At 69.7% G+C, this 18,176-nt stretch carries 17 protein-coding genes and 3 pseudogenes; 11 read left to right on the top strand and 9 right to left on the bottom strand.

Going from position 1 to position 18,176, the window contains the following annotated elements; all coding sequences use genetic code 11:
• Position 1: 1 nt before the first annotated feature.
• Positions 2–1,783 carry an amidohydrolase gene (locus ACGF8B_RS25430; RefSeq protein WP_392742719.1) on the bottom strand — a complete coding sequence of 594 codons (1,782 nt, stop codon included), beginning with the start codon at positions 1,781–1,783 and terminating at the stop codon, positions 2–4.
• Positions 1,784–2,005: 222 nt separating this feature from the next.
• Here ACGF8B_RS25430 and ACGF8B_RS25425 point away from each other — a divergent pair, with 222 nt between their 5' ends.
• Positions 2,006–2,641 (top strand): response regulator transcription factor, encoded by a 636-nt coding sequence (locus ACGF8B_RS25425; RefSeq protein WP_392742716.1) that lies wholly within the window; start codon positions 2,006–2,008, stop codon positions 2,639–2,641.
• A 7-nt stretch (positions 2,642–2,648) separates the two neighbouring features.
• Here the strand turns inward: ACGF8B_RS25425 and ACGF8B_RS25420 are convergent, their stop codons facing one another.
• The gene (locus ACGF8B_RS25420; RefSeq protein ID WP_392742713.1) at positions 2,649–2,909 is read right to left on the bottom strand and encodes a hypothetical protein; all 261 of its coding nucleotides are present in this window, start codon (positions 2,907–2,909) and stop codon (positions 2,649–2,651) included.
• Positions 2,910–3,722: 813 nt separating this feature from the next.
• Positions 3,723–5,129, bottom strand: coding sequence for an MFS transporter (locus ACGF8B_RS25415; protein ID WP_392742711.1), 1,407 nt, complete (start codon positions 5,127–5,129; stop codon positions 3,723–3,725).
• A 149-nt stretch (positions 5,130–5,278) separates the two neighbouring features.
• On the opposite strand from ACGF8B_RS25415, the gene ACGF8B_RS25410 reads away from it, so the two are divergent.
• Both ACGF8B_RS25410 and ACGF8B_RS25405 read left to right on the top strand, forming a co-directional pair.
• Entirely contained in the window at positions 5,279–5,860 is a 582-nt protein-coding gene (locus ACGF8B_RS25410) for a TetR/AcrR family transcriptional regulator (RefSeq protein WP_392742708.1), read from the top strand.
• A 176-nt stretch (positions 5,861–6,036) separates the two neighbouring features.
• Positions 6,037–6,501 (top strand): hypothetical protein, encoded by a 465-nt coding sequence (locus tag ACGF8B_RS25405; RefSeq protein ID WP_392742966.1) that lies wholly within the window; start codon positions 6,037–6,039, stop codon positions 6,499–6,501.
• A 624-nt stretch (positions 6,502–7,125) separates the two neighbouring features.
• Here the strand turns inward: ACGF8B_RS25405 and ACGF8B_RS25400 are convergent.
• The 3 genes and pseudogenes from ACGF8B_RS25400 to ACGF8B_RS25390 all read right to left on the bottom strand — a co-directional run bounded on the left by ACGF8B_RS25400 (position 7,126) and on the right by ACGF8B_RS25390 (position 8,890).
• A complete protein-coding gene (locus tag ACGF8B_RS25400) occupies positions 7,126–7,392 on the bottom strand; it encodes a transposase (protein ID WP_392742705.1) in 267 nt (88 codons plus the stop codon).
• A gap of 72 nt (positions 7,393–7,464) precedes the next feature.
• Positions 7,465–7,946 (bottom strand): annotated as a pseudogene (locus ACGF8B_RS25395) (transposase); the annotation flags it as partial.
• A 239-nt stretch (positions 7,947–8,185) separates the two neighbouring features.
• Positions 8,186–8,890 carry an SDR family oxidoreductase gene (locus ACGF8B_RS25390; protein ID WP_392742702.1) on the bottom strand — a complete coding sequence of 235 codons (705 nt, stop codon included), beginning with the start codon at positions 8,888–8,890 and terminating at the stop codon, positions 8,186–8,188.
• Between the two features lie 79 nt (positions 8,891–8,969).
• Between ACGF8B_RS25390 and ACGF8B_RS25385 the strand changes: the two genes are divergently transcribed.
• On the top strand, positions 8,970–9,353 hold the full coding sequence (locus ACGF8B_RS25385; RefSeq protein WP_392742700.1) for a winged helix-turn-helix transcriptional regulator: 384 nt from the start codon (positions 8,970–8,972) through the stop codon (positions 9,351–9,353).
• Between the two features lie 153 nt (positions 9,354–9,506).
• Positions 9,507–9,659 (top strand): hypothetical protein, encoded by a 153-nt coding sequence (locus ACGF8B_RS25380; RefSeq protein WP_392742698.1) that lies wholly within the window; start codon positions 9,507–9,509, stop codon positions 9,657–9,659.
• 132 nt (positions 9,660–9,791) lie between these two features.
• Here ACGF8B_RS25380 and ACGF8B_RS25375 read toward each other — a convergent pair.
• Positions 9,792–10,027, bottom strand: a pseudogene (locus tag ACGF8B_RS25375) (SDR family NAD(P)-dependent oxidoreductase); the annotation flags it as partial.
• A 258-nt stretch (positions 10,028–10,285) separates the two neighbouring features.
• Here ACGF8B_RS25375 and ACGF8B_RS25370 point away from each other — a divergent pair.
• Complete coding sequence (locus tag ACGF8B_RS25370; RefSeq protein ID WP_392742695.1) at positions 10,286–11,329, top strand: SGNH/GDSL hydrolase family protein; 1,044 nt, start codon at positions 10,286–10,288, stop codon at positions 11,327–11,329.
• 402 nt (positions 11,330–11,731) lie between these two features.
• Here the strand turns inward: ACGF8B_RS25370 and ACGF8B_RS25365 are convergent, their stop codons facing one another.
• Complete coding sequence (locus ACGF8B_RS25365; protein WP_392742693.1) at positions 11,732–12,211, bottom strand: DUF3592 domain-containing protein; 480 nt, start codon at positions 12,209–12,211, stop codon at positions 11,732–11,734.
• Positions 12,212–12,445: 234 nt separating this feature from the next.
• Between ACGF8B_RS25365 and ACGF8B_RS25360 the strand changes: the two genes are divergently transcribed.
• The 3 genes and pseudogenes from ACGF8B_RS25360 to ACGF8B_RS25350 all read left to right on the top strand — a co-directional run.
• Positions 12,446–12,961 (top strand): pyridoxamine 5'-phosphate oxidase family protein, encoded by a 516-nt coding sequence (locus ACGF8B_RS25360; RefSeq protein WP_392742690.1) that lies wholly within the window; start codon positions 12,446–12,448, stop codon positions 12,959–12,961.
• 67 nt (positions 12,962–13,028) lie between these two features.
• Positions 13,029–13,223, top strand: a complete 195-nt coding sequence (locus tag ACGF8B_RS25355) for a hypothetical protein (protein ID WP_392742687.1) — start codon at positions 13,029–13,031, stop codon at positions 13,221–13,223.
• Positions 13,133–13,408, top strand: a pseudogene (locus ACGF8B_RS25350) (transposase); the annotation flags it as partial. The gene ACGF8B_RS25355 and the pseudogene ACGF8B_RS25350, both read left to right, overlap by 91 nt.
• Positions 13,409–13,854: 446 nt before the next feature.
• Here ACGF8B_RS25350 and ACGF8B_RS25345 read toward each other — a convergent pair.
• Complete coding sequence (locus ACGF8B_RS25345) at positions 13,855–14,784, bottom strand: hypothetical protein (RefSeq protein ID WP_392742685.1); 930 nt, start codon at positions 14,782–14,784, stop codon at positions 13,855–13,857.
• A gap of 1,009 nt (positions 14,785–15,793) precedes the next feature.
• Between ACGF8B_RS25345 and ACGF8B_RS25340 the strand changes: the two genes are divergently transcribed.
• Both ACGF8B_RS25340 and ACGF8B_RS25335 read left to right on the top strand, forming a co-directional pair.
• The gene (locus tag ACGF8B_RS25340; RefSeq protein ID WP_392742682.1) at positions 15,794–17,497 is read left to right on the top strand and encodes a sensor histidine kinase; all 1,704 of its coding nucleotides are present in this window, start codon (positions 15,794–15,796) and stop codon (positions 17,495–17,497) included.
• Positions 17,494–18,168 (top strand): response regulator, encoded by a 675-nt coding sequence (locus ACGF8B_RS25335; RefSeq protein ID WP_392742679.1) that lies wholly within the window; start codon positions 17,494–17,496, stop codon positions 18,166–18,168. The genes ACGF8B_RS25340 and ACGF8B_RS25335 overlap by 4 nt, the downstream gene beginning before the upstream one ends.
• The last annotated feature ends 8 nt before the right edge of the window (positions 18,169–18,176 follow it).

Genomic DNA, 18,176 nt, shown 5'->3' with positions numbered 1-18,176 from the left:
GTCACGCCTCCATCGATGCCGGCTCGTCGCCGACGGTCCGCAGGTCACCCGTGTCGTGTACGGTCCGCCCACCGAGCAGCGTGCGCAGAACCGTCGTGCCCGCGAGATCGTCCAGGTCGCAGCGCAGCGGATCGCGGTCGACGATCGCGATGTCGGCGTGGTGGCCGGGCACCAGCGCGCCGATGTCCGACCAGCCGAGCACCTCGGCCGCACCGGTGGTCCACATCGCGAACGCCTCGGCTCGGGTGAGCACTTGGTCCGGTCCGTCGTTGCGGTGGTCGCTGCCCGCGAACTCGTGCGTCTGGGCGAGCTTGATCTGTTCCCAGGGGTTCTTCGGCCCCCAGTCGGTACCCCCGGCGAGGTCGAGGCCGGCGTCCAGCAGCCGCCTGAGTGGCGTCAGGTCACGCCACACGTGGGTGCCGATCCGCTCGCCGTACATCGTGCCCTTGCCCCACGCGAAGCCGACCGACGTGGTGACCTGGAAGCCGAGGGCACGGTAGCGCCGCACCTGGGCCGGGGTGATGGTCATGGCGTGCTGAAGGATCCAGCGCCGGTCCCGGAAGTCGTGCTCGCGCACTACGCGTTCGGCGATCTCCAGGAACTCGTCGTGCTCGCGGTAGGCCCCCAGGCATACGTTCGCGCGGATGCCGTGCTCGGCGCAGTGGCGGACGAACGCCTCCTCCTTGTCGAGGGTGATGAAGCGGGTACCGCGCGCCGGCCGGCCGAAGGGGTTCGTGTAGGGCTCGTGGGTCGCGAAGTGGCCGGAGAAGCACGGGCCGCCGGGGCTGAGGGTGAGGCCGTTGAACCGCAGCAGGTCGTCGTCGAGGTCGACGCAGTCGGCGCCGAGGCGGTGCAGGCGCTCGGTGAACTCGTCGAGGCTCAGCGGATCGAACGGATAGAAGATGGCCGATTCCATGTCCCAGGTCGCCAGCACTCGGGCCGTGAGCGCGTCTGCGGCCCGAAGCCGGCGGTAGACGTCGATGTGCTCGGGCTCCATTGCGTGTGCCTCGTAGAGCGCGGTCACGCCCTGGGCCGTGAAGCGGGCCATCTCGTCGATCGTGCCCTGAACCGCGTCGGCGGGGTCCGGGCTGGGCAGCTTCATCAGGATCTGGCCCCAGAACGGGTCGTACGTGTAGTAGTTGGTGACCGGGCCGCGCAGGATGCCGGTCGGGTCGCCGTGCTCGTCCTTGTCGATCTCGACGTCGCAGACCCGGTCCGGCAGGAAGCCGACCAGTCCCACGGCGCGCATTCCCGCGCTGTTGAACGCCACCACGGCGGGCATCTTGGGCGCCCACGCCTGGATCAGCACCGGGTGGTCGGTGGTGGCCCGGTCCAGCGTGTAGCGGTCGGGCAGTCGTCGCTCCGCGAGATCCCGTTCGGAGCGGCGGATGAAGTAGTGCGGCTCGCCGACCGGGGTGCACATGATCCAGTCGCCGGCCGGCGTGGTGGCGGCCCTGGCCCGGATCCGCTCGACGATGTCGGCGTGGTCGACGGCGTCGGTCAGGTCGACCAGGCCGCCCGCGAGTCCCCCGAAGTGCAGCACGTGGGGGTGAGTGTCGATCAGTCCGGGCACCACCCAGGCGCCTTCCGCGTCGATCCGGTGCGCGGCCGGACCCGCGAGGCTGAGCATGTCGTCGTCCGGCCCCGCAGCGAGTACCCGGCCGTGCTCCAGCACGACGGCCTCGGCTTCGGGTGCGGCCGGGTTCAGGGTGTGTACGTGCCCGCCGGTGATGATCGTCCTGGTCGCCGGCTCTGTGGCCGGCCCGGCCGTGGTCCCAGTCATTGCCTCGGCATTCCCTTCCTCCGCTGCGACCGGTATTCCCGATCGCCGAGGTGAAGCTATGCCCGTCCCACGGCCCCGGACATCATTCCAATGTATGAGATCGCGCCTGTTTCGCTTTCCCGGGTTCCTGCTAGAATCGCGCAAATCCGCTTCGAGGTTGTGGCGACAACGATGCGACTTCTCCCTGAAAACGAAAGCCTCTGGAGCTTCAAGACCGAGGCAATGACGTTCCTGGCGAACATGGTGAACTGCTCCGGGATCGTCTTCTACTCCGTCGACGCGCGACTGAACGCCGTCGATCACGCGTTCCACCGGATTCGGCCTGTCGAGAACCGGAGCTACACCGCGCACTACCACCGCCTCGACCCGTTCCACCCGCGGCGCTTCGTCGGCCCCCGCCGCCCCCTGGTGACCATGCGCGACCTGCCGGAGCGATACGAGCGCGGCGAGTACTACCGGCGCTTCATGGCCCCGCTCGGGTTCCGCCACGAGACAGAGCTCTACCTTTACAGCGGCGCGCGGATCGTGGGCGGCCTGTCCCTGCTGCGGACTGCGGAGCTGGGCGAGTTCACCCCCTCCGACCTGGGCTTTCTCGACAAGGCCCACGCATTCCTGGAGCACACGTTCCAGGCCGGCCGCTGCCCCGTAGAGACCGGGCCGCCGGTTGCCGCGTGGGGGCTCACCCCTCGCGAGCGCGATGTGGTCCGCCTGGTCTGCGAGGGCGCCGCGAACGCCGAGATCGGTGCCGCGCTGTTCATCAGCGTGGCCACCGTCAAGACGCACGTGCAGCACGTCTTCGAGAAGGCGGGAGTCCGTTCCCGGACACAACTGATCGCGCGACTGCGGGACGACGGGTAGCGGTCCCTCACGGGTCGGCGGGCGGGAGAGATTGCTTCCCGTGCCCGCCGAACGAGTACACCGGGGGCGTATCGGCGTGGAATCCCCGAATGTTCGAGCGGGCGACATCGCGCATTATCGAGGTCGGACGGCGAAACGAAGTCCGTATGAAATACGCACCGTCCTGGAAATGCGCGCGTTCAAATCCGCGATGCCGCAGACCGAATTCCTGCCCGCCGATACCATAATCCACGCATGCCGACGAATGACGCACGACGAAAATGCGCACGCGACAAGCATACGATCGGTGGCTTTTCCGGTTCCCGTGCCTGCACCGAACGGTGACCGGCCGGTGGGCACCACGATCGGGTCGCCCCGGCCCACAGGTGCCGCCCGGTACTCCCGTGCCGGTTTCACCTCCTCGCCCGCCCTCCCCGTCGGGGCGGGTCGGCCGCGTCGTCCCCGACGGTGCGGTCCGGCCCGACGATGGCGAGCGTATCGCCGTTCCTCAGTTTTCTCCAGTCGGAGAAATTTGAGCGCATACGTAGGCAGCGGCCCGGATCTCTTCCCTGCCCTCCGGCTCCCGCATCCGGTTCTCCACCTGCCGCAGGGAGTACGACCCGCAGCGGACGCCGATCAGGCGCCGCCCGGCCGAGGTGGCCGAGCTGAGGGCCCTGCATCCGGATGACGCAGTCCAGTTGGGCCCGGGGAAGATCAGCGAGCGTACGCTGCGGCGGTGGGCGGCCGCATGGACCGGACAGGGAATCATGGGACTGGCGGACGGCCGCTTCACCCCGGTGCTGCGGGGGTAGCGCAAGATCACTCCCCAGATCGCGGAGGCGGTGGGATGACGGCGGGGCTGCCCGCCACTTACGGTGAGGGCCCCGCTGCTTCTGCGGGGCCCTCACCCAGCCTCCGCCGGTTCACCTGCGGCCTACTTCGGGGTCACTTTTGGCACGGTGTTCCTCAGAGCGGTGCCCGCGTGGGAGACCGGGACCCTGTGGCAGGCCCACATCTCACGTCCAGAGCGCGACCTCGGCCGGTGGGTCACCGCGCAGCAGGACGGATGGGTACAGCTCACGCCCGTCCGCGGTGGAGTGTGTCAGCGGCGGGCACACCGTGCGGTGACCACGGCGGCCAGGGGAGCTAGAGCGAACAGTGCGAACATCCAGCGTGCGGTGCTTTGCAGGTCGCCGGTGCTCGCGCTGCCGGAGAACCCGACGACATTGGCGACCGTCCCTGCGAGCGCCGATCCGAACGCCGTCGCGGCGAGCTGGATCGTCGTGACGGAGGAACCCGCGAGGTCCTGATCCGCATCCGGCGCCAACTGCAGGACCCGGGTGAGCAGATGAGGCCAACCCATACCGATCCCCCAGCCCAGCATGAGCAGTCCGAGGGATACCGCCGCAACCGCCGCGACCGAGCCCGAGTGCACCGGGCCGGCGAAGAAGAGTCCGGCGAGCCCGGCCAGGGAGAAGACCGGACTGATGCCGATGATCGATCGACTGCGGTGGGACATCCCACTGCACGCGATCGAGCCGAGCGTCCAGCCGGCGGCCAGGACGGCGCCCAGATAGCCGGCCGCGAGTGGTCCGAGTCCCTGCAGCTGCTGCCCGAAGTAGGGGATGTAGACCTCGACCGTGCTGGCGAGCACCAGGAGTGCCATGGTGAGGTAGACGAACCGCAACCGGGCGTCGGGTCCGAACGCGGTGGCCGGGATGAGCCGGTGGGTCGTACCGCGTTCGCGTCGCAGCCAGCCGGCGAGCAGCAGCGCCGCCAGCAGGATTCCGGCGGCATTGACCGCGAGCCGGGACGAGATGCTGGCCGCGGAGATGACGAGCACTGCCAGGCCGAGCAGGCTCACACTCGTCCAGGGAATCCGCGGGGTCGACCCATCCGTCCTTCCCCTCGGCAGGCGCATCGCCCCCCAGAAGCCGAAGAACAGCAGGAACGGCAGCAGGCTCCAGAAGGCGTCGCGCCAGGCGCCGAGTTGGGCACAGATGCCACCAAGGGCGGGACCGACGAGCGTCGCGACTCCCCACATGGCGGAGACGAGTGCCATGGCGCGTGGCCACAACGTCTCGTGCAGGGTGATCCGGACCATGGCGTAGGACAGGGCGAAGAGCAAGCCGCCCCCGAGGCCCTGGACAAGTCGTCCGGCCAGCAGGACCGGCATGCTGGGGGCAAGTGCGCAGACGGTGGTGCCGGCCGCGAGCAGGAGAGCCGCGAACCGGTAACTCGAACGCGGGCCCCGGGCCCCGAGGACGGCGGCCGCGGCCGCCGAGCCGAGTACGGACGCGAACACGAAGATCGTGGTGGCCCAGGCGTACAGGCTGGACCCGCCGATGTCGTCGACGACCGACGGCATGATGGTCGTCGCCAGGTAGACGTTCACGGCGTGCAGGGCGACGCCGGCGGCGAGCGTAACGGCGACCGGCCCGTGTTCGCGGCCGAACAACACTGCCCATCCGGCCGTCGACGCTCTTGGTTCTTCGCTGGCAACAGTCATGATCAGCCCCTTTCCCAAGTTACGTTACGGGTCGACCCGTAACGTAACCCTAGACTGGCGGGATGAGGCAAGTGAAACCAGCATCCGACAGCCGGGCCCCGGGCGGACGGCCACGAAATGCGGCCATCGACCGGGCGATCCTCGGCGCGGTGCTCGAACTCCTCGACGAGGTCGGTTACACGCGACTCACCGTTGAGGCCGTGGCGCGCCGGGCCGGTACGACGAAACCGGCGATCTACCGGCGCTGGGGCACCCTGCCGAACCTGGCACTCGACGCCCTGACGGCCCGTCTGGGCCGGCTCAAGGCACCCAGCACCGACTGCACGATCTGTGATCTCAGTGACGCGATCAAACTGCACGTCGCGGCGTTCCAGCGCATGCCGCCGGAGGCGCTCGCCTCATTGCTCGCCGACTGCGGGGACGATCCGCAGCGGCGGGAGGCCTTCATGGCCGCGCTCTTCGACCCGCCACGGGCCGCTGTCAGCAAGGTGCTCGACGGCGCTCTCGCACGCGGGGACCTGCGTGACGACATCGACCGCGGCCTGCTGCTCGACCTGCTCGCTTCACTTGTCCACTACCGCGCACTGTTCGGTCATGCCGTGACCAGCGACGACGAGGTGGAGCAAGCCGTGCACACATTGCTGCGTGGAGTCGCCGTCGACTATCCGAAGCTGGTGGAGATCAGCCGCAGGAAGGATGGGGATCCGCAGATCCACCACCGTCACGTGTGAAAGCGGTGGCCCTGGATGTTGAATGGCCCTGGTTCTCGAAGGGGTTCTTGGAGACTCTGCGGGCTCGTGCGGCCCCGCAGAGCCAGGGCGTGTGTCGGAAGTGATCCAGGTTGGCTGATGTGAGTGCGCGGAGGCGGAGATACCGATACGTCGGACCGGTCGAGTTGAAGGCTGCGATCCGGCCTGGCAGCGGTGGGTGCCGGATCAGCTCGGCAGCTGAGTTCGGCGACTGGATTGCTGGGCGGTCGGCGGCGGAGTTGGCCGAGCCGTTCACCTTCGTGGTCGGCACGGACGGTGCGCTTCGGCTGGCGCCGCGACGGAGCGAGCACGTGGCCTGTGCCGACGGATCCATGGTTCTGAGCGCCGGCGAGATCGGATTCGTGCGTGAGGCGGACCGGTGGGCCGTGAGCGAGGTCAGCAACCAGTCCACCGGCTACTGCCCCGACATCGACTCCTGGTCGGAGGTCGCTCGTGCTCTGGACGACATAGGACTGGAACGGCTCGTCGGCTTCACCCACGAGGTGGTGTTCCGTCGGTGTCCTGGCTGCCAGGAGCACAACATCGTGCGCGAAGACGACTTCGTCTGCGTCTTCTGCGGCAGCGATCTGCCGGAGATGTGGAACGTGGATCCCACCGCGTGATGGCCGAGGGTCACAGCCGCTCGTTGATGGCCGCGACGAGGACGGTCGCCTCGTAGCGGACCGCGAGCCTGTCGTATCGCGTGGCAACAGCGCGGTTCCTCTTGAGGCGGTCGATCCCGCACTCCACCGCATGACGCTCGCGATGGTCGTCCGGGGCGAAGCGTGGTGGCCGACCGCCGCGGGAACCGAGCCTTCTGCGGTTGTGCGCCTGGTCAGCCCTGTCGGGGATGGGGCAGCGGATTCCGCAATACTCGGATAGGCACGGTTCTTGCGGGAGGCGTGCACCTCGTCCACGCGGACCCGGTTGGGGCGGACGCGCGGCCGGCCCAGCCCGGCGCGAGGCACGCGGACCTTCTCCAGCACGGGCTCGAACCGCGGCAAGTCGCCTCGCCGCCCGGCCGTGACCACGATCGACATGGTCTCTGACCTTGCTCAACAGCCAGGCGCAGCTTGGTGAACCCGCCGCGCGAGCATCCCCGTCCGTGGTCTTCGGGCTCGGTGAACACACCGCCCGGTGGTTCCTTCTGCGAGTCGCCCTGCTTGCGTGCTCCGGCCGCGTGCTGATGGGCGCGGCACACCGTGGAGTGACACTCAGGTCGCACGTGATCGCCACTTTCCCGTCGGTCAGGGCCTGGAGCCGGGTGAGGATACGGTGCCAGCTGCCGCCCCCTGCCGTCGGCGGAACACGTCGTAGGCCCGGCCCCACGGCCCGTGCTCGACGGGCACGTCCCGCCACGGAATGCCGGCCCGGACCCGGAAGCGTATGCCGTCGATCAGCTGCCGCCGAGGCCAGCCGGGCGGCGTCCCGCCTTCGTGCCCCTCTGCACCAACGGCTCCAGCGTTGCCCACTGCTCGTCCGTGAGATCTCCCCGGCCCATGAACCGTGATCATTCACAGCCCGGGATCCACTTTCCATACACGGCCTGGCGTGAGTGCGCAGGGATGGAGGTACCGATTGTGTCGGTTGAGTCCGAGGTAGCCGGTCAGCCACGGCATGGTCCTTCCGATGACCCATCTGCGGCGTCCGTGCCGTTCGCCGGAGTCGATTCCTTTGCGGACAATGCGGACGCCGGTTCGTTTTCCGCGCAGCCGCTTCCACGGGTCAGGAATGTCGTACGCCTTGTCCTCGTGAAGCGTGCCGGTTTGTCATGCCAGCCCGCGGTGGGGATCGTGTCTCGGCCGGAGAGCGGCCACCATGGGCGTCAGACCTTGGCTGTCGTGGGTGTTGGCGGCAGAGACGCCGACGGCCAGGGGCAGTCCGGCCGCGTCCGACAGGCTGTGCGTCCTGGAACCCGGTCCACCCCGGTCCACGGGGCTGGGGCCTGTGAGTTCGCCCCCCTTCTTTTGGCCCGTACGCCCACCAGCACGTAAATGATCACCCCGAACAGGGTCTCATCAGGCATGTCCTGCGTCCCACCGCCCTGCGGACGAGGGCCTGATGGTGGACGCTCCCCCCCCTGCACGGGACAGCCTCCGGACAACTCCAGCCCGCGCGGAACAGCCTCCGGGCAAACCGGGCAAAGACACGGAGCGGCGGATGCCCGGCCGTGCACCGACACCCGCCGTCCATGCGTCGCCACCACCTGAGCCCTACTCCCGGAAGCTGCCGGCTCTCAGCCTCACTGAGGAGCGCGGCTCCCGGCAGGCAGCGCTCGCGGGCCCGGAAGTGCCCGGCAGCCAGGCATCAGGCGGATCCATGGCGGGCGCCGCCCTCGACGTGGATCGTCTCGCCGGAGACAAAACCCGCACGGAGAAGCCACATCACCGTGTCGACGACGTCGTCGCTCTCGCCGTGGCGTCCGACGAAGGTCCCAGCCGCGCTCCTACTGAGCAAGGCGGCCTTGTTGTCACCCAGGCGATCCCATGTGCCCGAGTCCACGACACCGGGCGAGAGCGCATTGACCCGTACCGGCGCCAGATCCGCCGCCAGGTGGCGCGCGGCGTACTCGACCGCACCGTTCGTGACTCCCTTGACGAGTGATCCCGGCCCAGGGCGCCAGCCGACAACACCGGAGAACAGCACCATCGACCCGGTCGGCCGCAGTACCGGCGCGAAGTGCTTGGCCACCAGCATCGGGCCGACCACCTTCGCGGTGAACGCAGCGAGCAGTTTGTCGCGATCCAGCTCGGTCGCGCGAACATCGTGCGGCGCCGACCCGGTCGTCACTATGTGGTCGATTCCTTCCTTCAGCCGTTTCGCCGCGGCCGCGAGCGTCGACTCGTCCTGCAGATCGACCCGCACCGCTGTGGCGCCGATCTCGCTCGCCAGCGCGTCGGCCGCGGCCAGATCGCGGGCACCGACAACAACGTCGTACCCGTCCTTCACCGCACGTCTCGCGACGGCCTCGCCAAGCGCCCGTGCACCGCCGATGACCAGGATCCGTTCCATGTGTCTCACGCCCTCTCGTAGGATCGGATTCAACGGTATGGATTTGATACCGGTATCTTCAACGGAACCAGGAGCAGCAATGGGCGAGGCGTACAACGTGATGGCAGCGACCTGCCCGAGCCGCACGGTGCTGCACCGTATCGGCGCCCGCTGGACCGTGTTCGTCGTCAACGCCCTCGAAGACGGACCTCGCCGCTTCAGCGCACTGAAGGCGCATATCCGGGGCGTCACCCCGAAGGTCCTCACCGAAACCCTGCGTTCCCTGGAAACGGACGGTTTGATCAGCCGTCACGAGTACGACGAGAACCCGCCCCGCGTCGAGTACGCCCTGACACCGCTGGGCCGCTCCCTGCTCATCCCACTGCGCGCCGTACGGATCTGGGCCGAAGAGCATGTCCAGGACATCGAGGCGGCCCGGGCCCGCCCGCCGATTCACCGGCCCATGAGCCGACTGCCGGAATGAACCGGAGCGGCAGGACCACCACCCGCGACGGGGCACGTCACACCACCCGCCAGATCGCCGCCCCACTCGGCCGGGCGGGGGTCTCCATCGCACAAGTCCTCCGTCTGGGCCACCGGGCCGTCCACCGCCGAAGCCCATGCGGAAGACATCCGGATGGGCGGGACGGACCTGGAGGCGGGTGCCGTCATCACCGACATGAACGGCACCCCCTGGTCTGACGGCGCCGGCGGCGTCCTGGTCACGTCCACACATCTGCACGGCCGGATGCTGGACATACTCACCGACGGTGATGTGCAACAGGGGTGACTCACGGGCCACCGGGCGGCACGGCGGCCGAGGCCGCCAGCGCGATCCTCCGCGGCGTCGTTGGCAGTGAGGAGAACGATGGCGCGCTCAAGTGGTGAGGGGTGGCGGTCCCTGTCCACGCGCGGGCAGAAGGAATGTTGGCCGGGCCGGTGCGGACGCGGCTGCCCGTGCAGGTTTCCGAAGTGATGTCCTGCTGGCGATCGAGGAGACGTGCACGACGACGCCGGAACCCCGCTCGGCCATTCCCGGCGCCAGGGCCCGGTCCAGCCCACGGCGCTGAGGAGGTTCATCTCCAGGTCCGCCTGCCGGGTTGCGTCGGACCGGCTCGGGGTCGGCGCCGGGGCGCCGACCGCGCCGGCGTTGTTCACAGGCTCGCCGGGCGACCCGCCGCGCGGCGAGCACCGAACTGGTCCTCGTCCGCACGACGACCTGCTGACCACCTGCCGGCCGTACCGCCAGGCCACCCCGCCCCGGCCTCAATTGCCCCAAGGTCGTTAGCTCGATCGGGGGTAGTGGACCCGATTCGCCGCGGGTGCGGGCCGACGGTGTGGATGATCTTGGCCGAGGTGCCTTCCGCTCCGGGGCACGTTCGGCCCTGGGCGTCTTTCGGAGATCCTGGAGGATCCATGCGCCACCCTGTCTCCCGCCTGCGCACGCGAGCACTGGTCGTCGGGCTCGCGCTGGCGGCGTCCGCGCTCGCGCCCGCCGGTTCCGCCGGTGCGGCTGACCAGTACGAGTGGGCCGCGCTGGGCGACTCGTACACCGCCGGGGGCTTCGTCGGTGATCCATTGCCCGCGCTGGGTGATCCGTCACGGGACGGCTGCGACCGCACCACCGACGCCTACCCCGGCGTTGTCGAGCGGGAGCTCGCCGAGTTCCCGCCGGGCAAGCCCGTCCACCTGACCAACGTCAGTTGCGGCAACGCCACCATCGCCAACATCGCCACGGCCAAGCAGACACCGATCAGCCCCGTTCAGCCCCCTGAGGGCGGCTGGCCCGCGGTGGACCTGCAGACCCAGCGGGCCGACCTCAACGATCAGACCGACATTGTGACCGTCGGCGTCGGCGGGAACAGTCTGCCCTTCGGCGGCATGCTCATGAAGTGCCTCGAACTGGGGGCAACCGGCAAGTCCTGCCGCGACCACTACACCAATCCCCCCGAGGGGGAGGAGAACATCGAGGACAAGCTCGCCCGGGTCCAGGACGAGTACATCCAGATGCTGGCCAATGTGCACCAGGCCGCGCCCAACGCCAAGGTGATCACGGTCGGCTACCCGGCCATCCTGCCGACCGAAGGCAGCACCTGCAACCGCCTCTCCCTCACCGAGCTCGGCTCGATCACCCACGCCGACGTCGACTGGCTCCGTGACGACGTCCTCAAGAAGCTGAACAGCACGATCAAGAACGTCACGGGCTTCTTCGGCGACCGCTACGTCGACGTCTACTCCTCCAGCGTGGGGCACGACGCCTGCCGGCCCGCGGGCACCAAGTGGGTCGAGGGCATCTGCGGCGACGCCGCGGACTACTGGCCCGCCAGGCTCCCCGGCACCCTGCTGAACTGCGGACTCATCGGCAAGCGCGTCACCCTGGTGCACCCCAATGCCGCAGGACACGCCAACACCGCCGCCCACGTCGAACGAGCCATCCGCATCGCCCTCCTCGAACGCTGACCACCAGGCGCGAACCCCGGCACCGGAGCCCCGGCCCGCGCGCAAGCACGGCCCGGGGCATCCCGGCCGGCGGGACCGAAGGGCACGCTTCCTCACCGGCGTCGTCGTCCCGCACGCGTCCCCGCAGCCGAAGGGCAGGTGGATCAAGCACCTGTACACCCAGCTCGGCTCCGTCGAGTCGACGCTCGACGTCATCGTTGACTACACCGATGCCTGACCGGCCGGCCCCGCCCGTTCTCCGGTGGCTTGGCCTGCGCGGCTGATGGCCCTGATGGCCAGGCGGCGCAGGGCTCGGCGGCCTTCCCGTCGAGACCGGTACGGGCGCCCTGACCGCGGCACGACGCGAAGCGCTGGAGGGGGTCGCCCCGGGATGGTGCCCTGTCCGGACGTTGGACGGCAGCGTCATCCCACGGCCGACCGTTTCCGCACCGCCCGTCGAATGTCGCGGACACCTTCCCGGCCGAGCCTGAGTATCAGCAGCGGCATGAGGATCACGAGCGCGAGTCCGACCAGGGTCAGCATTCCGTACCCCGTCCTGTCGCTCGTCACGGAGTGAGTGGTCGCCGTCTCTGGGCGGCCCGGCTCGTAGCGGACGCGGATCGTGTCGCCGACATCCGCGTCGCCGGCCTCCCAGAACTGGTAGGACGTCCCGGCGGCCGTGGTGAAACGGACTTCGATCCTCTTGCTGTGGCTTCCCTGGGGCTCGCTCACCTTGTCCTGCGCCAGGACGATTCCGTCGACGGACCGTTCACGTGCCGAGCCCGCGGAAGCGTCGTTCAGCCCGTCGAGTCCCGTACGGACGAACCCGTACCCCAGGACGACGAACAATGCTGCCAGAGCCGTCACGGCCACCCCGCCCACAACTTTCCCAACGACGCGCATCCACCCTCCGAACCAGTACGGCCACCGCCGCGCGCTCACCGGCTGCCACCCGCCCCCTGAGCCACGCCCCCTCCTGCCGGACCCGGTATCGGGCCGTGCAGAGAAAGTCCTGCCTGGCGTGCCCGTTGCTGCGCCGGGCTGTTCGAGTATGCCCAGTACGAGCACGCCTCTCCGCCGTGCGACCTGGTTCCGCCGCCGGATGTGGCAGGGCGCCGCACGCCATAACCTCCCCGCATGACTGCAGTTGACTCTCATCCCAGCGGCCCCCGTAGCTCGGAGCAGCGCAAGCGCGAGGCGCTTGAACGGCTCGCGCGGGACAACGACGTATGGGTCGCCACGGCCGACGCTACCGGCGAGCCGTGCCTCGTTCCGCTGGCCTTCTGGTGGGACGGCGAGGCGGTGTGGCTGTCTACCCGCGACAGCAACCCGACCGGGCGCAACCTGTGTTCCTCGGGCCGGGTCCGGCTCAGCTTCGGCCATAGCCGGGACGTGGTCCTGATCCACGGCACCACGCGCATGCTGACCCGCGAGGAGCTTCCGGCCGAGGTTGGCGACGCCTTCGCCGCCAAGAGCGGCTGGGACCCTCGCGAGGACCACGCCTCGTACGTTTTCTTCCAGGTCGCCCCACAGGTGCTGCAGGCGTGGGGAACGGTTCCCGAGATGGCCGGACGTACTCTGATGCGCGACGGGAAGTGGCTGGTCCAGGACTGGTCCAGGGCAGGTCTCGAACGGGGCACCGCCACTCATTGATGACTGCGACCAGGCCGGTTCGTCTGTATCCCTTCCGCCGGCCGAGGTTGTCGTTGATGCTGTCCGTGTGACTCACCGCATCAGCGCCCTGATCTCGGCCTTCGGCGTCCTTTCCGGCATGGTCCTGCTGTTTCTCGCGGTTCGTGATTACCGCTCCGGGGCATCGGCCCTGTGGATCGGGGCTGGAGCTGTGATCTTCCTCAGCGCTTCGTACACGCTCGTGCGGGATGCACGGCGGCTCCGCACCGGGCCGACCACCTGACGATCAGCGCCGTGCCGACCAGCCCCGCCGGTCGTTGTTCGTGTGTGCCGTTGACTGACACGCGGTGGGCGCGAACCGAGCTGTTGCTTCCAGATCGGGCACCGAGGCGGGGTGGCCGGTGGATGGACCACCGAGAAGTGATCGACGCGACGGCCTGGAAGTTCCAGACAGGATCGCAGTGGATCCCCCTCCGAGAAGTACGGCAACCGGCGAGGCGTCTGCAACCGGCTGCGGATGCAGGTCATCGACGGCGCCTGGGAGCGGGTGTTCACCGCGCTGCGCGCGCAGGGCAATGAGGTCGTCGCGAGTCACGCTGCCATCCGCTGGTGGCCGGCGATCGGGTGCGTGTGACAACCACAGCGCCCTTCTGGTGACGGTCCGGCTGCTCCGGCCTGGTTGCTGAGCAGCCGATGCGGCGCGGTCGGTGACAACTACCGAGCCTCGGCACCCGGGTGTGGCCGGGCGAGATAGTTGCCACTTGGGCGCGACTCCAGTCACTGAGCACCTGGAGCCCGCTATCGGCAGCAACGATGCCGGACGGAAGAGACAATGCTCAGGCGAGTCGTCGGTTCGGCCACCGGGCCCCCGTACGGCAGCCAAGCCTGGGGAATTCGGCGCATCCGGTGCCGGGTCAGACCCCCGCTGACGTCTGGGCGTCCTTGGCGGGTGTCACGGGCGCCGCCTCGGGGTCGGTGTCGTGCCCTTCCGGGGACCCGAACCAGGCCACTGCCACCGCGCCCGATACGGCGAGCACGAACCCGGTGATCGCCGCCCAGGCGAAGCCGGGACGGGAGGCATCCCCGAGCCACAGCACGCCGATGATGCCCGGCAGGACTGTCTCGCCGACGACCAGCGCGGCAGTGGCGCCGTTGACCGAACCGATCTGCAGGGCGATCGTGTGCAGGTACATGCCGCCGATGCCTGCCACCAGGATCGCGTAGAGCGCCGGGTCGCAGAGCAGCGCTCCAGGGTCGAAAGGGTCGATGCCGTTCAGCACACGGACCCCGACACCGAGGGCGCCGAAGCCCAGTCCGGACAGCAGGCCGGCCAGGATCGCGGCGCGCGCCCCCAGCAGGCGTACGAGAACGGTGCCGCCCACGATCAGGAGCAGCGAGATCCCGAGCAGCCACCAGTGCGTGGAGATCGGGGTGTCGCCGCTGCCTTCCGGGCCCGCCGCCGTCGCCAGAAGCACCAGCGCGGAGCAGACCACGGCAATCGAGGTTTGCTCGGCGCGGTTGAGCCGGATGCCGAGGAGCTTGATGCTCAGCACCGCCGTGATCACCAGGTTGGCGCTGATCACGGTCTGCGACAGGAACAGCGGCAGGAGGCGCGCCGCCAGTGCGCCGAGCCCGAAGCCGACGAAGTCCAGGACGGTCCCGACGATGAACTCCCAGGTCATCGCCGCCTTCGCAGTGGACGACAGGCTCGGGCCACCGTGTTGGGTCACGCTGCCCGCGGCGGCCTCCCGGCGGGCTGACTTCTGTGATCCGACGGCCTGGAGGACGGAGCCCGTGCCGTAACAGATCGATGCTGCCACGGCGGTGAGCAGTCCTATGAGCACCGAAAGCTCCGTTCATGTATGGGTCGGCGGGGTTCGTTCCCGTTCCCACTGGCAGACGCGGGTTTCGGCGCAAAAGTTGCTTCCGGCGAGTCAGTTGCCGGTGTATCTCCCTTCACAGGCCAACTGCGGTCTGCTGCTCGGCTGTGACGGTCCAGTGGCAGTGCGCGCAGAGGTGCGGGGGCGGGTGCGGCCGGCGTCTGCTCCGGTCCCGAATTTCCGGCCCCGCTTCGGAAGCGGCCGTACACCAGGCCCGGCCCGCGCGAGTCAGTCGGGACGGTGGGGCAGTTCGTCGTCGGCGTGCCGCCGGTTCCGAGGGTCCGTCGCGGGGACGGGGACGCTGCGGGCGTGTGCGTACAACGGGGTGCCGGCGCGGCGTCGGGGATCGTGGTCCAGGAGCAGGGCGTTGGCCCGGGCCTGCGGTGGTCGGGGCTGTGGTCGGCCTGCGCCGGCCCATGCTCGGGCCGGGCCGGCAGTTGAGGGCTCGGACCTCTCCAACCGCAGCGGTGAACACGGCCAGCAGATTGTCGCAGTACCGCTGGCGGGCCGGCACGCTCTCGAACGGAGAGAAGCCGGGGGCTACACAGGAAGTGCGGCACTCGCGGTGCCGGTGTGAGCGCTGTCACCGGCCGCAGACGAGGGTTCCGTCCGATCACCACCGCGCCGAACTCGTCGTCGGCGCCATCGACGTGGGCGCGAACCTGGGCCGCCTGCGACCGGGCTGCGTGCTCCACTCGGACTGCGGCTCGGAATGCGCCTTTGGCGACTCCGGCAGAGGTACGGGAGTTGAGTGGCCTGCAGAGCACGGGCAGGACCAGGATCTGCTTTCGGCAATGCAGCGGCCGAATGTTTCCGGGCCGTCCTCGAAGAAGAGATCGGCACCCGCTTCCGGCCCGACCCGGCAGGTCGTCCGTCGGAGGGACCGTGGGCCGGTGAGGTCTGTCTTTCGGTAGAGGGGGAATCATTCCAGGGGGTCACGCCCGTGTCCGGGGTGTGTGTCGATACTGGGGTCATGTCCCTGCTCAGCCGCGTCCTGCACGTCGTTCCGCGCGGCGTCTCAGCCCGTCTGCCCGGATGGGCCGGTGTGGGCCTGGAGGGGATCGCCGCCGCGGCCGTGACCGGTCTGCTCTGCCTTGCCGCCGGAGTCCAGTGGCAGCTCCCGCACCCGGGTGCCCAGGTGGTGGCAGTTCCCGTCGCCGCTGTGCTCTATCCGCTGCGCCGCCGCCACCCAGTGGTCGTCCTCGTGGCGTTGACCGCTTCGGTGGGCCTGCTGCCGTTCCTGGGAACGGTCACCGCCGCAGCCGTCTACACCGTTTCCAGGCTGCTGTCCCCCGGCAGGCGCCACGCCTGGTTGTGGGCCCTGGCCACGGTGGCGCCGGTCGTGACGGTGACGGTGGCCTCGACCGCCTCGTGGACGGGCCCGGCCCGTGCGACCTACGCGGTCGTCCTGGGCTTGGTCCTGTCGGTGGCCGCGGTGGTGGTGCCGGGCCTGGTGGGGACGGTCTTCGGCCAGGCGGACCGGTTGCTGGAGGCCCTGCGGGCCCGAGCGGACGCCGCCGAGCGAGCGCGGGCCTCGGCCGACAGCGAGGCCCGGACCCAGGAACGTTCCCGGATCGCCGCCGAGATGCACGATCTGGTCGGCCACCGGCTCAGCCTGGCCTCCTTGCACGTGGGTGGCCTGGAGCTCGCGCTGTCCAAGGCCGCGCCCGCTCTGCGCCCGGACGCCGCCGTTGTGCGGAGCACCATCAAGGACGCGCTGCGCGAGCTTCGGCAGGCGCTGGGCGTCCTCGACCCGCTGGGAGTGAACACGCAGGCCGAGGCCGCGTTGACCGAGGAGATCGGCACCCGGGCCGACATCGGGGAACTGGTCGCCCAGTCCCACGCGGGTGGGGTCGATGTCGCCCTGGAGTGGACGGGGCCGGATCTGACGGACGTGCCGGTGCCGGTTCGCCGGGCGGTGCACCGTGTGGTGCGCGAGTCCCTGACCAACGTGCACCGCTACGCGGCCGGCACCGGGGTCACCGTCGAGGTCTGCCGTGACGAGGACACCGTGAGGGTCGCCGTCCACAACACCGCGTTGTCACCGGGGTCGATCACCGAGGGGGTCGGCACCGGACGGGGCCTGCCCGCACTGCGCGAACGCGTCGGGCTACTGCACGGCTCCTTCACCGCAGGGCCGTCGGCCGACGGCGGATTCCGCCTCGCCGCGGACCTTCCGCTGCGCCCCGCCCTCTCACCGGCCACGACCCGGTCCGGTGCCTCTCCATGGGCCGGGGCCCATCCGTCGTGTTCCTCGTGCGGCCCGGTCCCGGAACCGGCCGAGCCCCGCCGCACTCGGGCGATCCGCGCCCTCGTGCTCGGCGGGGGACTGGCCGCGGTGACCGCGCTGATCCTCGCGGGGATCGGGTTCTCCTACTCCCCGCAAGGCCCACAGGCCCCTCCGGAACAGCCCAGGATCGGCATGACGCTGGAGGAGTTCCATGCCACGGGCCCCAGAGACTCCCAGGGTGCGCGCGCCGCCGCCGCGGGCCGGGAACCCGCCCGGCCCGCCGCGGCGGCCGGCTGCCTCTACACCTTCGGCCCGCGCCCCGACGACCGGCCGACCGACACCCTCCCGCTGGTCCGCTACTGCTTCGACATCCATCAGCGGCTGATAGCCATCGCCCCCTTCGCCGCCCCCACAGTGCGCGAGCCAGTCCCCTGGGAGAGCCCATGACCACCCCGACCGTCCCGATCCGTGTCCTGCTCGCCGACGACGAGACGATGATCCGGGCCGCCGTGCGGATGATCCTCTCCCACGCCGACGGCATCGAGGTCGTGGGCGAAGCCGCCGACGGCCGCCAGGCCGTGGCGGAGGCGGCCTCCCACCGCCCCGATGTCGTCCTCCTCGACATCTACATGCCCGTTCACGGCGGGCTCGCCGCCGTCGCCCCACTGCTGGCCCTGGATCCTGCACCGCGGGTGCTGATGCTGACCACCTTCGGCACCGACGACAACGTGCTGACCGCGCTGCGCGACGGCGCGGCCGGGTTCCTCCTCAAGGACGAAGGGCCCGAGGAACTGATCCGAGCGGTCCGCGCGGCGGCGGCCGGGGACTCCGTACTGTCCCCGCAGGTCACCGGCACCGTCGTCGCCCGTATGCTGAGCGGTGCGCGCCAGGGGACGGCTCCCGGCCCCACCGACGAACGCATTGCTCGCCTGACCGGCCGGGAACGTGAAGTCCTGAGACTCATCGGTGAGGGCTTGTCGAACCAGGAGATCGCCGGCCGGCTCCACATCACCATCGGCACCGTCAAAACCCACGTGGTCGCCATCTTCGCCAAGACCGACACCACCAGCCGCGTCCAGGCGGCCGTTCTCGCCCACCGCACCGGTCTCGTCCACTGATCCGGCTT

The sequence above is a fragment of the Streptomyces sp. NPDC047917 genome (genome assembly GCF_043204345.1).
Taxonomy (GTDB): Bacteria; Actinomycetota; Actinomycetes; order Streptomycetales; family Streptomycetaceae; genus Streptomyces; species Streptomyces sanglieri.
This window is presented reverse-complemented; position numbering and strand designations above follow the sequence as displayed.